The following is a 16,523-nucleotide window of genomic DNA, read 5'->3' as shown; positions in this document are numbered from 1 at the left end:
CCTATCCTTCGCTTTTGCCTGACTGGTCAATGTTATTCTCACCCCGCGCCCGCGCCTGTGCCTTGCGGCGGGCCAGATTGGCCTTGAGCGCGGATTTCAGACGGTCCTCGCGGCTCTGCGCCGGTTTCGCCTGTTTTGAAGGGGTGGTTTTGTCTGCCATGCCCCCTCTCTATCCCAGCGCGCAAAAAGCGTCCAGATTGCCCTTGCACGATCCGATAATTGCGTCTAATCACCCGCGCACGGCGCTGCTGTAGCTCAGAGGTAGAGCACTCCCTTGGTAAGGGAGAGGTCGAGAGTTCAATTCTCTCCAGCAGCACCATTCTTCACCAAGCATGAGATTTTGACGCCGCTCCTGGTGATGTACGGCTTGTTCCGGCTGATGAAGAGGGGCCGGGGGCGTCGGTATTGCTCGGGGTTACGCGCTGATCTTCTTTTTCAGCACCAGGAACGTCATCATGCCCAGCGGCGGGATCGACCGTTTGTCTTCGATTTCCAGTGTCTTTTCCTGCAACACGGTGCCCAGTTCGAAATCGGAATGCCATCCGATCAAATTCGCGAATGGCGCGGTTATCCGTTCGATCACGGCCAGAAAGCCTTTGGAGCGGACAAAGTGATTGGTGATCACCACCTCCCCGCCCGGACGCAGCACCCGCGCGATTTCGGACATCACGATCTCGGGCTCGGGCACGACCGACAGCACATGCATGGCGGCAACGGTGTCAAAGCTGTTGTCGGGAAAATCCAGGCTGCGCGCGTCCATCTGGCGCAGGGCAACGACATTTTCCAACTGCCGTTCAGCCACCCGTTTTCGGGCTTTTTCCAGCATGTCGGCACTGAAATCGATTCCCGTGACCTTCAGCTCGGGCTTATAGCTTGGCAACGACAATCCCGTGCCGACCCCAACCTCCAGAACCGTGCCGGACCGGGTATTGATATAGTCAACCGCCTCGCGGCGCCCGGCATCAGTGAGCACCCCGAAGGTGCTGTCGTAAACCGGGGCCCAGCGGGCATAGGAGGCTTGAACAGATTTCAGGTCCACGGCTACTGGCCTTTCTTGCCAAATGACGGTTTGGGCCGGAAAAGCGCCCTGAGAACGATGACGACATAAGCGACGCACAACCCGATCAGGGTCACCCAGGCATAGGTCAGGACCGCCGCCCCGACGAAAACAAACCCGACAAGAAAGAACTTAACCTTGTCACGTGAAATTTTTGTGGCCTTGAACGACCAGGTCGGAACATGACTGATCAGTAGCAAGCCGATGCAAACCATGTAGATGCAGATCACATAATCCGGCACCGTCCAGGCGTCGGAAAAGGCGAATGAGACATACATCGGCAACATCACCAGCAACGCCCCCGCAGGGGATGGCACGCCGGTGAAATAGGCCGAATTGCCCTGCACCTCTTCGGATTTGCTGGACACGTTGAACCGGGCCAGCCGAATGACGCAGCACACCGCAAAGATCAGTACCGACATCCAGCCCGCGCCACGCATGTCCTCGAGTGCCCAGAAATAGATGACCATTGGCGGGGCAACCCCGAAGTTCAGGAAATCGGCCAGCGAATCCAGTTCGGCGCCCATTTTGCTGTCGCTGTTCAGCGCCCGTGCCAGCCGCCCGTCCAATCCGTCCAGCAACCCGGCCAGCAGGATCAATTGTACCGCCAGCACGTAATTTCCATGCACCCCAAAGCGGATGGCCGACAGACCCGCGCAAATCGCCCCAACGGTCAGCATGTTGGGCAGCAACTGGATCAGCGCGAATTCCTTGTTGGGTCTATCGGGGTTCTGCGCCATCGCTCAGACCGCCGCCTCCTGATCCCTGTTCAGTTCGGCAAGAACGGTTTCACCCGCAATCATGGTCTGGCCGACCTCGACCAGCGGGTCCACCCCGTCGGGCAGATAGACATCCAGACGCGACCCGAACCGGATCAGCCCGAACCGTTCACCCGTCTGCAGATATGCGCCGGGCTGAACGAAGCAGACGATCCGGCGCGCCACCAGACCGGCAATCTGAACCACGACCAGATCGCGGCCGTCTTCCATCTTGATGCGCAGGCTGTTGCGTTCATTGTCTGAACTGGCCTTGTCCAGAGACGCGTTGAAAAACTTGCCCGGACGATAGGAAACATGGGTGATTTCCCCCGCAATCGGCACCCGGTTCACGTGACAGTTGAACACGCTCATGAACACGCTGACCCGTGTCAGCGGTTCATCCGGCAGGCCCAGCTCGGCGGGCGGGATGGCAGGTTCGATCAGCGAAACGATCCCGTCAGCCGGGCTGATAATCAGACCGGGCCGATCCGGGGTGACCCGCTCGGGGTCACGAAAAAAATAGTAGCACCAGACGGTTAACCCGACGCCAACCCAGCCCAGAACATCCGAAAACAAGAACAGCACAATTGTGATTGCTGCAAAAATAGCAACGAATTTGCGGCCTTCGGGATGCATCGGCTTGATGAATGTATCCGTCATTTTCATGGCAACGTAACCTTCAGTGCATTGATTTGAGGCACACTCATAACTTGATTGGGTATCAGCGCAAGCGCAATCCTCTGGCGGAAATCGGTCTGCTCAGCCAAAGCCGCTGGGTTGGGACGATCCGCGCGGGGCGCCCGGTAACCGACACTTTGGCCACAAAAAACGACGCAAAGCCCCTGCCCTGCGCCGTTCCCGTGATCCTGCAAGTGTCTCAGCTATCAGTTGCGGCTTCGATCTTGTCCTGGGTCTTGGTGTCGAAATCGCTTGCGTCGTGACGTTCGTGCAATTGGAATTTTGGGTCGCCAAAGGTCCGGTTCACCATGCGCCCGCGCTGGACCGCTTTGCGCCCGTCGATCTCTTTCGCCCAGCGCAGGACATGGTCATAACTTTCCACGTCCAGAAACTCGGCTGCCTCGTAAAGGCGCCCCAGCACAAGCTGACCGTACCAGGCCCAGATCGCCATATCGGCAATGGTGTATTCTGCGCCGCACATGAATTGATTGTCAGCCAGCCGCTGGTCCAACACGTCCAGCTGACGTTTTGTCTCCATCGCAAACCGATTGATCGGATATTCCCATTTTTCGGGTGCATAGGCATAAAAATGGCCAAATCCACCGCCCAAGTAGGGCGCGCTGCCCATCTGCCAGAACAGCCAGGACATGCATTCGGGCCGCAATGCCGGGTCCGCCGGCAGGAACTCCCCGAACTTTTCGGCCAGGTAAAGCAGGATCGCACCGGATTCGAACACCCGCGTCGGCGGCGTGGTACTGTGATCCATCAACGCCGGGATCTTCGAGTTCGGGTTCACCGCGACAAACCCGCTTCCGAACTGATCGCCCTCACCGATATTGATCAGCCAGGCGTCATATTCCGCGCCACTGTGCCCCTTGGCCAACAACTCTTCCAGCAGGACGGTCACCTTGACCCCGTTGGGCGTGGCCAGTGAATAAAGCTGCAGCGGGTGCTTGCCGACCGGCAGTTCCTTGTCATGCGTCGCTCCGGCAATGGGGCGGTTGATACTGGCAAATCTTCCGCCGCTTTCGGTATCCCATTTCCAGACTTTCGGTGGGGTATAGCTTTTGTTTTCTGTCATGTGCGGTCTCGATCTGATTGGAGAGTGACGGCGCCCCAAAAGCGCTTGCCGATGGGAACCGGCCTTGAAATCCTGTGATTGCGGCGGCAACCCCGGCATTTACGCGCCATAACGCCATGGATGGCAACCCATGTTTGCCACGTTCACGAAATTGGCAGATGCAGCTTGCCCGGGGTTATCGTGACGCCAGACGTGACGCACCGGCATGGACCGCGCCCTTGTACCATCCGGCGATAAGTGCCCGTTCTTCGGGCTCGATATAGGTGACGTTGGCCGGCGGCATTGCCGTGCTGATCCCGGCCTGCAGATAAACCGTCCGCGCCCATTTAGCGATTTCCTTGTCGGTTTCAAGAAACACGTTCTTGGGCGCCCAGTGAATGCCCTCGTAAAACGGCTCGCGCGCATGGCACATGGAACAGCGCCCCAGAACGATGTCGCGCACCTCGTCAAATCCGTCGGCCGAAACCAGCATCTGCTCCTGCTTGCTCAAGGCGGCTTCTTCATCGGCGACCGCGTCGGGCATGCCGACCGACGACAGCCAGATGATCGCCAGAAACAACAATGCGGTCGCCAGCCAGGTCCAGGTCGGTTGACCCTTTCGGGCGTGCACGGTGTTGAAATAATGCCGGATCGTGACGCCCATCAGGAACACCAGAGCCGCGATGATCCAGTTGTACTGCGTTGCAAAGGCCAACGGATAATGGTTCGACAACATCAGGAAGATGACCGGCAACGTGAGATAGTTGTTATGGGTCGACCGCAACTTGGCGATCTTGCCGTATTTGGCATCCGGTGTGCGACCCTCCTGCAAATCCTTCACCACGATGCGCTGGTTCGGCATGATGATGAAAAACACGTTCGCCGTCATGATGGTGGCTGTGAAGGCCCCCAGATGCAGCATCATCGCCCGCCCGGTGAAGATTTGGTTATACCCCCACCCCATCGCCACCAGCAGCCCGAACAACAAAACCATCAGAAGCGTCGGACGCTCGCCCAACCCGGATTTGCACAGGGCGTCATAGACGATCCATCCGACCGTAAGGGATGCGGCGGAAAACGCTATCCCCTGCCAAAGGGCCAGATTGGCCTTACCCGCATCAATCAGATAAAGCTCGCCCCCGGCCCAGTAGACGATCATCAGCAACGCCGCGCCGGACAACCAGGTGGAATAGCTTTCCCATTTGAACCAGGTCAGATGCTCGGGCATCTGCGCCGGGGCCACCAGATATTTGCGGATGTGGTAAAACCCGCCGCCGTGGACCTGCCATTCTTCTCCGTGCGCGCCGGGCGGCAGATCATCCGCCTGCCGCAGCCCAAGGTCCAACGCGATGAAATAAAACGACGATCCGATCCAGGCGATCGCCGTTATGACATGCAGCCAGCGCACCGCAAACGCGGCCCAATCCCAGGCAATGGCAAGGTCCAGCATGACAAATTCTCCAACGTTGACACGCCCGAACCTTAGCGCAGGCACCCAACCGGGGGCTATTCGCAAATGCCCCCCAGCAGTTTCAAAATTTACCGAAAAGTGTGGTTTGCCACATTATGCGACGACCGGACCACCCCGGTTTCACACGGTCGAGCGGAGGCCAAACTCACCCCAAATTCCAAATCGGTTAATTTTTAAACACACCGCCAGATTTCTGTGCAATGATACTTGTTCTCCGGAATTCGCAAGAGCGCGCCGAAATCAATTCTCTTGCGGCCATGGTACGCAATGAAAGTATCCAACTATGGAAACACCGAAATCTTACTTTGACGAGATGCTGGCCGGGCCCGATCAGGCCCGCGCCCCCTATAGCGACTATTTTGACTGGTTCAGCAAAGACGATCTCAAGCGGCTGAGGAAAAAATCCAGCGACGCCGAGGCGTTCTTTCGCCGGATCGGCATTACCTTCAATGTCTATGGACAGGCCGACGCGGATGAGCGCCTGATCCCGTTCGACATCGTCCCCCGCATCATTGCCGCGCGTGAATGGGCACAACTGGAACGTGGTATCGAACAGCGCGTGCGCGCGATCAACGCCTTCCTGCATGATATTTATCACCGGCAGGAAATCCTGCGCGCCGGGCGTATCCCGCGCGAGGTGATCGCCGGAAACGAGGCCTTTCTGCCGGAAATGATCGGTGTCAGCCCGCCAGGCGGCGTCTATACCCATATCGTCGGCGTCGATCTGGTGCGCACTGGCGAAAATGAATTCTTCGTGCTCGAAGACAATGCGCGCACCCCCTCGGGCGTTTCCTACATGCTGGAAAACCGCGAAACCATGCTCCAGATGTTCCCCGAGCTGTTCACCCAGCTCAAGGTGCGCCCGGTCAGCGCCTACCCCGGTCTGTTGCGCAAATCGCTGGCCGATTGCGCGCCCGGCGGCTCACCCAACGAGTCGCCCGTAGTGGCCGTTCTGACACCGGGCATCCACAACTCGGCCTATTTCGAACACGCCTTTCTGGCCGATCAGATGGGCGCCGAACTGGTCGAAAGCCAGGACCTCAGGATCGAGGACGGGCGCGTCGCGATGCGCACGACGCAAGGCTATATGCCCATTGATGTGCTTTATCGGCGGGTGGACGACGAATATCTCGACCCGCTCAACTTCAACCCGGACAGCCTGCTTGGCGTTCCGGGGATCATGGATGTCTACCGCGCGGGCAATATCACCATTGCCAATGCCCCCGGCACCGGCATCGCCGATGACAAGGCGATCTATTCCTACATGCCCGATATCGTCGAATTCTATACCGGCGAAGAAGCAATTCTTAAGAACGTGCCAACCTGGCGGTGTTCCGAACCCGACGCACTGTCCTATGTTCTGGAAAACCTCAAGGACCTTGTCGTCAAGGAAGTGCACGGTTCGGGCGGGTACGGGATGCTGGTTGGTCCGGCCGCCAGCAAAAGGGAATTGGCAGCCTTCGAAAAGAAGCTGCGCGCCAAACCTGGAAACTATATCGCGCAACCCACCCTGGCCCTGTCCACCGTGCCCATCCTGACCAAATCGGGCCTTGCACCGCGCCACGTGGACCTGCGCCCCTTCGTTCTTGTCTCACCGAACAAGATCGAAATCACCCCCGGCGGATTGACCCGCGTGGCCCTGAAAAAAGGGTCGCTGGTCGTCAATTCCTCGCAGGGGGGCGGTACCAAGGACACTTGGGTTTTGGGAGATTAAACCGTGATGCTTGGGAAAACCGCAGGCGGCCTGTTCTGGATGTGTCGCTATCTGGAACGCGCCGAAAACATCGCCCGTCTGATCGAGGCTGGCTGGCACATGGCGCTGACGCGCTCTTCTAACGGGTCCAATGAATGGCAATCGGTCGTCTCGACGGCCGGGATGACCCCTGCTTACGAGGAAAAACACGACACCTACGACGCCGCCAAGGTGATCGATTTCCTTTTGCGGGATCGCGACAACGCATCCAGCGTCATGTCCGCCATCGACCTTGCCCGCACGAACGCCCGGATGGTCCGCACCGCCCTGTCCAGCGAGGTGTGGGAAGCGACAAATGATTGCTGGATGTCTGTACGGGCGGAAATGGCGCGCCCGATCACGGATCGTAACCTGCATGCTACGCTGGCAACCATCCGTCACAATGCGTCGATGGTGCGCGGCGCGCTGCATGGCACGATGCTGCGCAACGACATCTATTCCTTTGCCCGGCTGGGTACGTTCATCGAACGGGCCGACAACACGGCCCGAATTCTGGACGTGAAATATTATGTCCTGCTGCCGTCCTCGTCCTTTGTCGGCACTCGCATCGACAACGCCCAGTGGGAGGTCATCCTGCGCTCGGTCTCGGCGCAAAGTTCCTATCGCTGGCTGAACGCCGGTCGGGCGACGCCCATGGGAATTGCCGAATTCCTGATTCTCGACCGAAGAATGCCGCGCTCTCTCGGGTTCTGTTTCAAAAAGATCGATCAGTTCCTCGGCCAGTTGGAAGAGGAATACGGAACCCGGCAGCCTAGCCAAGACCGGGCCCAACAGGTCTGTGAACGGCTTAGAGAAAATTCTATCAACTCAATCTTCGAAAACGGACTGCACGAATTTCTGGGCGAGTTCATAGATGACACCAGAAAACTGGCCGGCACGATCGAAGAAGATTTCCGGTTTTACGGGTAAGGTATCATGAAGCTCGAAATCACCCACGTCACGACATACACCTACGACACGCCGGTGCACTATGCGCTGCAACAGCTTCGCCTGATCCCGCGCACAGGGCATGGCCAGCAGGTAATCGAATGGAATTCCACGATTACCGGCGGCAAAAGCCAGGTTATCTTTGACGATCAGTTCTTGAATCACACCGAACTTGTCGCGGTCGATCCGGGCGCCACTCGGATCGAGATCGTCTCGCAAGGGGTGGTCGAGGTCGAGGATCGCGGCGGCGTTGTCGGCGCGCATTCGGGCTGCGCGCCCCTGTGGCTATTCCTGGAACCCACCGCGATGACCGCAGCGGGCAACAACATCCGCCAGATGGCTGCCAGCGTCCGCGATGAATTTGCCGATCTCGACGACGTGTCGCGCCTGCACGCCCTTTCCAAACGGATCGGCGAGACAGTGCACTATGAGACCGGGAGCACCGACAGCGACACCACCGCAGAAGTGGCGCTGACCGCCCAGCATGGCGTCTGTCAGGACCACGCCCATATCATGATCGCGATCGCCCGGCAGCTGGGTCATCCCGCCCGCTATATCAGCGGATACCTGTTCATGGACGGCCAAACGGATCAGGAGGCGAGCCATGCCTGGTGTGAAATCTGGGTCGAAACACTGGGATGGGTCGGGTTTGACGTCTCGAACGGGATCTCGCCGGATGCCCGCTATGTCCGGGTCGCCACCGGGCGCGATTATCAGGATGCGGCGCCAATCCGCGGATTACGTCAGGGCACGGGCGGCGAAGCGCTTCATGTCGTCTTGCAGGTGCAGCAATAAGCTGTTTGATAGCTTCTGATCCAAAGGAGTCGTCATGACATATTGCGTGGGCCTGATGCTGAACAAGGGGCTGGTATTCATGTCCGATACCCGCACCAATTCGGGCGTCGACAACATTTCCACTTTCCGCAAGATGTTCACATGGGAGGTTCCCGGCGAGCGATCCATCACGCTGATGACCGCCGGCAACCTGGCCACCACACAATCGGTGGTCAGCCTTCTCGAAGAGCGCGGCAAGGAACCCATCGACCGCAACCCCGGCATTCTTGAGGCGGATACGATGTTCCAGGTTGCCACCTTTGTGGGCAACCTGCTCAAAGAGGTGATCGCCAGCCACGCCGAAACCGGCCAGCGTGCAGATGCCACATTCAACGCGACCATGATCCTCGGCGGTCAGGTCGGCGACGGCGCTCCGCGCCTGTTCCTGATCTACCCCGAAGGCAACTTCATCGAAGCCAGCTTTGACACGCCGTTTTTCCAGATCGGAGAAACCAAATACGGCCGCCCCATCCTCGTACGGGCCTATGACCCGGATATGGGTTTTGAGGACGCGGTCAAACTGCTGCTGGTGTCCTTTGATTCAACGATAAAGGCCAATCTGTCGGTCGGCCTGCCGCTGGATGTGCATGTCTATGAAAAAGACAGCCGCAGGAACGGCAAAATCGTCCGAATTCAGTTGGACGACCCGTTCTACGATGAGATCTCCAGCGGCTGGGGCAGCGCTTTGCGTGACGCCTTTTACCAGCTGCCCGACTATCGGTTTCCAGACGCAACCGACTGATGCCGCGCGCATCTGGCGACCGGTTTACAGTGCCAGCAGGACGCTGGTGACACGGAGACGGTTTGTGCCGATCCGCAAACCCGCAGCCAGCGCGCCGACACCAGAACCACGAATCCCGCCAACTGACCGGGCGGGGCACCATGAACAAGCACATCACATTGCGGGATGGGTCAGTTTCGGGTCTGGGGATCCTTTTCGAATTGCTGGAAATTCGGATGAGAAGCCAACTGCAAATTCAGGCATGCGATCAAATCGCTTTTTGCGATCGGTTTTGTCAGGAAACCGTCCATCCCCGCTTCGCGGCACTTGTCGGCATCCTCGTCCAGAACGCTTGCCGTCAGCGCAACGATCCTGGTCCTGGATCGGTTCGAAGACATCATCGCCCTGATCTTGCGCGTTGCCATGAGGCCATCCATCACCGGCATGTGCATGTCCATGAAAATAATATCGAAATCTTCCCGCGACACTGCCTGATAGGCTTTCGCTCCATCATCCACGGATTTCGTGTCCAGCCCCATGGTCTGAAGCATCCCTTCGAAAACCAGCCTGTTGATTTCATTGTCATCAGCCACAAGGGCACGACCCGAAAATCTGGCCGTTGATCTACGGTCTTTGCCTGAGTCGTGATCATGTCCATCCACGACTTGTTTTTCGTCCCCCTTGCGGCATCGCAAAGTGAACCAGAAAGTGCTTCCTTTGCCCGGAACACTCGTGAGGCCGATCTCGCCGCCATGGGCTTCGATGATGGACTTGCTGATGGCAAGCCCCAGACCACTGCCTCCGAACCGTCTGGTCTGTCCCGCTTCTGCCTGCTCGAACCGTTCAAAAATACGGTCCTGCGCTTCGGGTTCTATACCTATCCCGCTATCCTGCACCTTGATGCGTAGCTCTATTGAGTCCTCGTTCTGGCTGAGCAATTCGCAGAACATTTCAATCTTGCCGGCTTCAGTGAACTTAATCGCATTTCCAATCAAGTTCATCAGCACCTGACGTATGCGGCGCGAGTCGCCGATCAGCGGTGTCGAGAATGCCGGACCGCGATGAATGACCAGGTCCAACCCTTTCTCGCGCGCGTTCAATTCGAGAATACTTTTCACGGATCGGCCGATGCCGCCCATGGTCATTGGCTCTTCGTTCAGGACCAACCGTCCCTCTTCAAAGGACGCCAGATCAAGAATGTCATTGACAACTGACAACAACGCTTTGCCGGACTCTCTGATCGTTTCCGCGTGCTTTTTCTGTTTGCTGTCCAACTTGGTTTGCAAGAGAAGATCAGCGACCGGAATGACACCATTGAGGGGCGTGCGAATTTCATGGCTCATGGTCGCCAGGAACTGTGATTTTGCTGCCAAAGCGTTTTCCGCATCCTGGCGCGCCACCTTCAATCCTATGGTCTGATGATGTATTTTGTCACGCATGGCAGCAAAGCTTCGTGTGAGCTGACCGATCTCGTCACGTTCCATGGGCGGCAATTCGGTTTCAAAATCGCCGACCGCCATCGATTTTGCCGCACGACCCAGCATAGCAAGTCTTCGGGTAAGAAGCCGGTCGATGGTGAAGATGATCAGCAAAGTCGACGAAACAAGGATGCCCAACGCGATCACCGCCAAAAGCCGCTGTTCGGATTTCACCCTCTGAATCGGCCCGGTGACATCAATCGCGGCACGAATGACGCCAAGCGTGTCACCCCGCAAAGACACATTGTGCTCCAGGTTCAGGATGTTTGCCCCACCGAGTGTTTCGGGTTTTGTCAGCGGATAGATCAGCCGACCATTCTCGTTATAGAGCGCAATGCTGATCCAGTTGTCGTGGCGATCGCGAATTGCCGAAAGTGTTTCATGAATGGCCGCGAACTGGTTGCTCAGAAGGTAGGGCAATATGCTGTCGCCGATGATTTCGACTTGCCTCTGGGACTCGCGGTTTTCCACGTCCACCAAGATGGCGGAGATACGAGGAAACCAGACATATTGAAAAATCAGTGCGCCGCCCAATGCCAGTGCGAACAGCAGCGCAAGAAGCTTTGTCCTGACGGTTAGCTTTTTCATCAACTCAAACCCGTCACCCGCTGGTAACCAACCAGCACTTCAAGCAATTAGTTCGCAGATACATAATAGTTTTCCAACCCTAGTTGCTTGAGAGGCCCATATTCTTCTATCTCGGTCGCAACTGCCTTTCCAATCGGCACGCGCGACAGCAACTCCTTGCCTTCCGGCGTCGCTGCAAGTTCCAGAAAAGCCGCCTGAATTTTGCGCCTGTCCTCTTCAGGCACACGCGGGTGCACCGTTATCGGATGCGGTGGCACCCGGGGAGTCTCGTATATGATCTTGAGTTGATCACGAATCTCCGGATCAAGGCGATTGAACGTAGCCATCACGCCGCCAGCCGCCGTCGCTTCGCCAAGGATCACATTTAGATAGGCCGAGGTGTGAGTGGAAACAAAGAAGGCTTTATAATCGAGGCTGAAATCCTGATCAAGCTGAGCACGCATGAGCAAGGACGCCCCCAAAGCATTTGGTGCAGGAAAGGCGATGGACTTGCCGGCAAGCTGCGCGACAGTTTCAATTCCGGAATCTTTTCTGACAACCATCACGCCAAAGAGTTCACGGCTTCCATCGCGGATCAGCGGAATATAGCCCTGTGTCTCCTGAGCAATCAGAAGGTGATAGGGGTTCATGTAAGCGAAATCGAAAACGCCGTTCTCAAAACTTTGCTCAAATTCCGGTATTCGCGGTGAGCCCACCATACGGAGTTGAAGCCCGCTGCGCTGTTCGATCTCGCTCAAGATAGGTGTCCAGATACTGGACAACTGACGAGGTTCGAATTGAGGGACGACACCAAACGTATATTCTGTTTCCGCCTGCACCGAATGCGACAGAGCGCCAAAGGCGAATAACGCGCCAAACAGACGCTGCGTGAACACACGCCTGTACGTGCGCTTGTTGGTCAGAAATCGCATACCATGGACCCTTTTATCTACCGGAAGCTGTGTAACACATGACTACGGTCTGCGTTTTCCTAAAAAGTATAGAACAAGAGATCAAACGGGTATGTCGGGCAATCATTGGGCCGCAAAGCTGTCCGCTCGACGGTGTCCCACCAACGGCCCGCAAAAATCGCAGGTGTCTTTTTCACGAGTTCCAAACGCCGGCACGACCAACCACCGCAGCCTGATTTTAAATCCTGCTCGGCACAATCCGCCAAAACGATCACGTGCCCTGTTGCCGTCACGGCGGTTCACGCAACTCTCATCAGGCGATGCGTCTTTCTGGTCCGATACATCGAATATTGCACCTTTAATTTCAGATAGCAGAGCAAAAAGGGGCAATGACCTGTCCCAAAGGATAGTTTGTTTATCCATACTTTACAGTCACCTAGCCGCCCTAGCCCTAAATTTTGTCGATCATCCCTGTTAGAAAAATTCCAGACACCAACACGGAGAAACAAAATGACACTTTCCCAAATTGCCCGTCAGAACCGCCTCAAAGCTCTTGCTTCGCTGGAAACTCGCAACATCTTTTCCGACATGTCCGCGCGCCCCCGTTCGCGTGATCACGGTGCCCCGCTCTTTATCTCGAACCGCAAGCGCAACGGATTGATGTCCGCGTTGGCAACCTGACAGTACGGACCGGGGGCACGAAGATGAACATGACTGAACGGCGGGGCCCGCCCCGCCCGCAAAACCAGAACACACCAACACGCGAAGAATTGGTGTGCCTGTTTTCCAGCGATTTCAAAAAACGTCAGCTCGCAATCGACGAGTCTGTCTACGGAACGCTCAACCAGAACCCGCAGGACGCGCCTACAACATTGACTCAAAGGTGCGACGCGTTTCGCTCCAGGTTGCGACGGCGCTTTCAACGAGTCCGGCACTTGACGCCATAGGCGACGCCTTGCTGGACAATTCAATCTCGGAAAGTGTCTTTCGCAGGTCGTGCGCCCCGAACATCGCCGCAGATCCTGACAGACGATGCGCGGTCTTGGCCAGGGTTTCGCCATCCAGATCGGTGGATGAGAGACGGCCCGCAGGGTTCAGTTCGGCATCCATTTCCTTGACGAAAAGGCGAAGCAGCTCCTGGAATCTGGCTTCACCGATGTCTTGACGCAGCTCGCGCAATATCCGGAGATTTACCGGACCAGACGCAACCTCATTGGATGTCTGCGTCGCCGATGCCCCAACCGTCACCGATGCAATCGCCTTGCGCAATGCGGTCCTGGACACTGGTTTGACAATCACGTCGTTCATTCCCGCATCAATGAAACGGCGAACGTCCTCTTCCAGCGCGTGCGCGGTCAGCGCGATTATCGGGACATTCCTCGACATGCCCTGCCCTTTTCTGATGGCCCGCGTCGCTTCGGTTCCGTCCATCTCGGGCATGCTGATATCCATCAGGATGAGATCGAACTTCTTGCGCTCGGCAAAGGCAACGCCTTCGGCACCGTCGTGCGCCTCGCTGATCCGGTGATGATCGGCTTCCAGCATGTCGCGCGCGACCATCCTGTTGATTTCGTTGTCCTCGACCAGAAGAATGTCCAACCGCCGGGCCAACGCTTCATCGGCTTGGCCTAGCGTGGACGCCGCGATCTTTTCAGCGGATGCCGGTTGGTCTTCATCCATTGCGATCGGAAGACGGATCCAGAAGATGCTTCCTTCTCCAATTTCGCTTTCCACCCCGATCTCGCCCCCCATGGCATGGGTGATACGACGCGCAATTCCCAAGCCCAGACCGGTTCCATCGGTGCGACGGCCATACGAGGTGTCAAGCGTGGCGAAGTCTTCAAAAATCCGGTCGAGGTCTTTCTCTTCAATGCCCAGCCCAGTGTCCAAGACACGAATTTCAATCTCGTCGCTCTGCGGCAAACGCTCGGACTCGACAATGATTTCTCCGTTTCGGGTGAACTTGATCGCGTTGCCGATCAGGTTCAGCAGAACCTGACGCAAGCGCACCGGATCGCCGCTCGCAAGAGTGCGCCCTGCGTCACCCGGAACAAAGCGCAGCGTGTTGCCATTGTTGCTGGCCGGAACCTTCTGACCATCCACGAGATCTTCGAGAAGGGAATCGAGGTCGAAAACAGTATCTTCTATGTCCAGCTTGCCGGCTTCGAGACGGGAAATGTCGAGGACATCGTTCACATGCGACAAAAGCAGATTGCCCGACTTTTCCATGATACCGAGATATCGCTGTTGCTTGTCGTTCAATCCCGTGCCGGACAGCAATTCCATGGTTCCCAGCAGGCCATTCAGCGGAGTGCGCATTTCATGGCTCATCACGGCCAGAAGTTGGGATTTCGATTTCTCACCTGCAATTGCCAGGTCGCGTGCCTTGCGCAACTCTTCTTCTGCCTCCACCTCTTTCGAGATGTCGCGAAGGTATGAAACGAAGATTTCGCTTTCAGGCCCCTTCGCCGTTGCGATGCTGAATTCGACGGGAAAGACTTCTCCGTTCTTGCGTTTTCCCTCAAGACGCACACGCCCCTTGTCGACAACACGTTTTTCACCGGTCTTCAAATACCGGTTCATCCCCTTCCTGTGCGCCTCGCGGAGGGAATCCGGAATGATCAATTCGGCCATCTGGGCGCCGATCGCCTCGGCCTCGGAATAGCCGAAAATATCTTCTGCCGCGCCGTTGAAATCGATCACGGTTCCATGGCGGTCAACCGCGATGATTGCATCAAGCGACGTGGTGACGATGGCGGACATGCGAGACTGCGACAACTGGATCTGTTTGGCCCGGGCACGGCTCACTTCGTTGAGCCGGTATAAGTCGAAAACAAGAAAGGCCAGTGTGACAAGCAATCCGCCTGTCAGCATCCCGATATTGACAAGCGTATCGACAAATTTCTGGCGGCGCTGATCGTGAAGCCGGGAAAAATGTGCGATCCCGTTCAGCGCAACTTCCCGCAGAACAAAGCGGGTGTCCTGCGCCCGGTCAAAGATATCCGGAAGCGCCTGGATCAGGGCCGCGTCCGGCCCGTCCATCAATAGCGCGGCCTCGTCTATGAACAGTCGCAGCTCAGACAACTTTTCCGCGGTTTCAGCTTCGCCCCGGAACTCGGCGTAAAGCTCGCCGTTCAGCAATGTCGCAACCCGGCTGTAAAGGATGTCGAACCTGCGGCGGAGCTGCGTGAGGTCCTTGTTTTCCGACGAAATCGCATCTTGCGTTTTGACAAGAAACGCCAGGTGTTCCACCTCTGCCTGCGACAGGTTCCATTGGACGTTGTCAGATGTCGCTTTCGAAAGCTCGCGCAGTTCTTTGCGAACTCCGGTCGCAAGATAGACAATCGCGAATATCATAATGAGGACGACGACGGCAAGAAATGCCCGCCGCCGCCCCCAGCTTTTCCCGGTGCGGGGAACAGCATCAACCATCATCGCAGCCACGCCTCAAGATCAATTTTGGCATGATCAGGGCTGGACCACGATACGGTCAAGTTGCCAGATGCTCCGTGAGTAGTAAGTCTCTGACTGAAAATTCTCGTCCGCGTCATACGGATAGACGATCCACAGCGGGCCTTTCTCGCGCACGCTCATCGGCGCGCCGTTCATCTTATAGGCGATGATGGCCGGTTCAGTGAGCGCGTCTGCAACAGGGATTTCCACTGCATAATCATTGATCGCAGTGGCTTTGAGAGTCCCGCTTTCGATACCCAACCGTTTGAGCAGATCGGCCAGCGGCACACCCGTGAATTCGACCGACCCTTCCGTCCAGATAGTCGTCGTCGTGAACGAGGTTTCTCCCACCTCTTCCAGCATCTCGCGATCAAACTGGGCGACGTCACCAGACTGTGTGACGGCAACCGCACCACTGACGGTCAACAACACGTCACCGCTAGGCTGGGGCAGTTCTTCGGCGGACACGGCCGACCCGATGACGGTCATTACGACACCAAGAACACATTCACATACCTTACGACGGATCGCATAACTCATACCTTGTCTCCTCAGAGAATGATTCAAACCCTGTTTGGGTCGTGTCAGGAGATTGCCACAGCCTGCCATACCAAGTCACCGGTGCAGAGGTATACGTTCCTATCCTTTCGGATACATCGCCCCCTCCCTTTGCCAGCCGAATTAACCATATGCCAGAGTGTTCGGCCCGATCGATGCCGATTACAAACGAAAGGAGGGTCGGATTGTCGGCTCGAAGTAGATAAAATGTCGAAAGAGTAAGGTTTGTGATGATCAAGGTTCAACCGACAGGTCTAAAAGACTATAGAAATAAAAATGCTATCGCTGGAGTTGAAT

The 16,523-nt window shown here is 56.7% G+C and carries 16 protein-coding genes and 1 tRNA gene; 6 read left to right on the top strand and 11 right to left on the bottom strand.

The window, feature by feature from the left end; genetic code table 11:
• Position 1: 1 nt before the first annotated feature.
• A complete protein-coding gene (locus ACXYMO_RS10110; RefSeq protein WP_458878575.1) occupies positions 2–160 on the bottom strand; it encodes a hypothetical protein in 159 nt (52 codons plus the stop codon).
• An 84-nt stretch (positions 161–244) separates the two neighbouring features.
• On the opposite strand from ACXYMO_RS10110, the gene ACXYMO_RS10105 reads away from it, so the two are divergent.
• Positions 245–319, top strand: a tRNA-Thr gene (locus tag ACXYMO_RS10105).
• Between the two features lie 96 nt (positions 320–415).
• Here the strand turns inward: ACXYMO_RS10105 and ACXYMO_RS10100 are convergent.
• The 5 genes from ACXYMO_RS10100 to ACXYMO_RS10080 all read right to left on the bottom strand — a co-directional run bounded on the left by ACXYMO_RS10100 (position 416) and on the right by ACXYMO_RS10080 (position 5,003).
• The gene (locus ACXYMO_RS10100; protein WP_458878574.1) at positions 416–1,039 is read right to left on the bottom strand and encodes a class I SAM-dependent methyltransferase; all 624 of its coding nucleotides are present in this window, start codon (positions 1,037–1,039) and stop codon (positions 416–418) included.
• Positions 1,040–1,041: 2 nt separating this feature from the next.
• Positions 1,042–1,797: a CDP-diacylglycerol--serine O-phosphatidyltransferase gene (gene pssA, locus ACXYMO_RS10095; protein ID WP_458878573.1), complete on the bottom strand. Its 756-nt coding sequence runs from the start codon at positions 1,795–1,797 to the stop codon at positions 1,042–1,044.
• 3 nt (positions 1,798–1,800) lie between these two features.
• Positions 1,801–2,481, bottom strand: coding sequence for a phosphatidylserine decarboxylase (locus ACXYMO_RS10090; protein ID WP_458878572.1), 681 nt, complete (start codon positions 2,479–2,481; stop codon positions 1,801–1,803).
• A gap of 211 nt (positions 2,482–2,692) precedes the next feature.
• Positions 2,693–3,574 carry a glutathione-dependent disulfide-bond oxidoreductase gene (gene yghU, locus ACXYMO_RS10085; RefSeq protein WP_458878571.1) on the bottom strand — a complete coding sequence of 294 codons (882 nt, stop codon included), beginning with the start codon at positions 3,572–3,574 and terminating at the stop codon, positions 2,693–2,695.
• Between the two features lie 175 nt (positions 3,575–3,749).
• The gene (locus ACXYMO_RS10080; protein ID WP_458878570.1) at positions 3,750–5,003 is read right to left on the bottom strand and encodes a urate hydroxylase PuuD; all 1,254 of its coding nucleotides are present in this window, start codon (positions 5,001–5,003) and stop codon (positions 3,750–3,752) included.
• Between the two features lie 304 nt (positions 5,004–5,307).
• On the opposite strand from ACXYMO_RS10080, the gene ACXYMO_RS10075 reads away from it, so the two are divergent.
• Genes ACXYMO_RS10075 through ACXYMO_RS10060 form a run of 4 tightly spaced genes read left to right on the top strand, consistent with a single transcriptional unit; the run spans position 5,308 to position 9,280 of the window.
• Positions 5,308–6,738, top strand: coding sequence for a circularly permuted type 2 ATP-grasp protein (locus ACXYMO_RS10075; protein ID WP_458878569.1), 1,431 nt, complete (start codon positions 5,308–5,310; stop codon positions 6,736–6,738).
• Between the two features lie 6 nt (positions 6,739–6,744).
• Positions 6,745–7,686, top strand: coding sequence for an alpha-E domain-containing protein (locus ACXYMO_RS10070; RefSeq protein WP_458878568.1), 942 nt, complete (start codon positions 6,745–6,747; stop codon positions 7,684–7,686).
• A 6-nt stretch (positions 7,687–7,692) separates the two neighbouring features.
• Positions 7,693–8,499: a transglutaminase family protein gene (locus ACXYMO_RS10065; RefSeq protein WP_458878567.1), complete on the top strand. Its 807-nt coding sequence runs from the start codon at positions 7,693–7,695 to the stop codon at positions 8,497–8,499.
• 34 nt (positions 8,500–8,533) lie between these two features.
• On the top strand, positions 8,534–9,280 hold the full coding sequence (locus ACXYMO_RS10060) for a peptidase (protein ID WP_458878566.1): 747 nt from the start codon (positions 8,534–8,536) through the stop codon (positions 9,278–9,280).
• A 170-nt stretch (positions 9,281–9,450) separates the two neighbouring features.
• Here the strand turns inward: ACXYMO_RS10060 and ACXYMO_RS10055 are convergent, their stop codons facing one another.
• The 3 genes from ACXYMO_RS10055 to ACXYMO_RS10045 form a co-directional block, all read right to left on the bottom strand.
• On the bottom strand, positions 9,451–11,325 hold the full coding sequence (locus tag ACXYMO_RS10055; RefSeq protein WP_458878565.1) for an ATP-binding protein: 1,875 nt from the start codon (positions 11,323–11,325) through the stop codon (positions 9,451–9,453).
• 47 nt (positions 11,326–11,372) lie between these two features.
• The gene (locus ACXYMO_RS10050; RefSeq protein WP_458878564.1) at positions 11,373–12,236 is read right to left on the bottom strand and encodes a phosphate/phosphite/phosphonate ABC transporter substrate-binding protein; all 864 of its coding nucleotides are present in this window, start codon (positions 12,234–12,236) and stop codon (positions 11,373–11,375) included.
• Positions 12,237–12,338: 102 nt separating this feature from the next.
• Positions 12,339–12,638 carry a hypothetical protein gene (locus ACXYMO_RS10045; RefSeq protein WP_458878563.1) on the bottom strand — a complete coding sequence of 100 codons (300 nt, stop codon included), beginning with the start codon at positions 12,636–12,638 and terminating at the stop codon, positions 12,339–12,341.
• Positions 12,639–12,725: 87 nt separating this feature from the next.
• Here ACXYMO_RS10045 and ACXYMO_RS10040 point away from each other — a divergent pair, with 87 nt between their 5' ends.
• Positions 12,726–12,896 (top strand): hypothetical protein, encoded by a 171-nt coding sequence (locus tag ACXYMO_RS10040; protein ID WP_458878562.1) that lies wholly within the window; start codon positions 12,726–12,728, stop codon positions 12,894–12,896.
• Positions 12,897–13,079: 183 nt separating this feature from the next.
• Here ACXYMO_RS10040 and ACXYMO_RS10035 read toward each other — a convergent pair whose 3' ends face one another.
• The gene (locus ACXYMO_RS10035) at positions 13,080–15,572 is read right to left on the bottom strand and encodes a hybrid sensor histidine kinase/response regulator (protein WP_458878561.1); all 2,493 of its coding nucleotides are present in this window, start codon (positions 15,570–15,572) and stop codon (positions 13,080–13,082) included.
• Positions 15,573–15,683: 111 nt separating this feature from the next.
• A complete protein-coding gene (locus tag ACXYMO_RS10030; RefSeq protein ID WP_458878560.1) occupies positions 15,684–16,208 on the bottom strand; it encodes a putative pterin-binding protein in 525 nt (174 codons plus the stop codon).
• Between the last annotated feature and the right edge of the window lie 315 nt (positions 16,209–16,523).

The organism is Arenibacterium sp. CAU 1754 (assembly GCF_054482635.1).
Note: the sequence above shows the minus strand (reverse complement) of the source record. Positions and strands in the feature narration are given on the sequence as shown.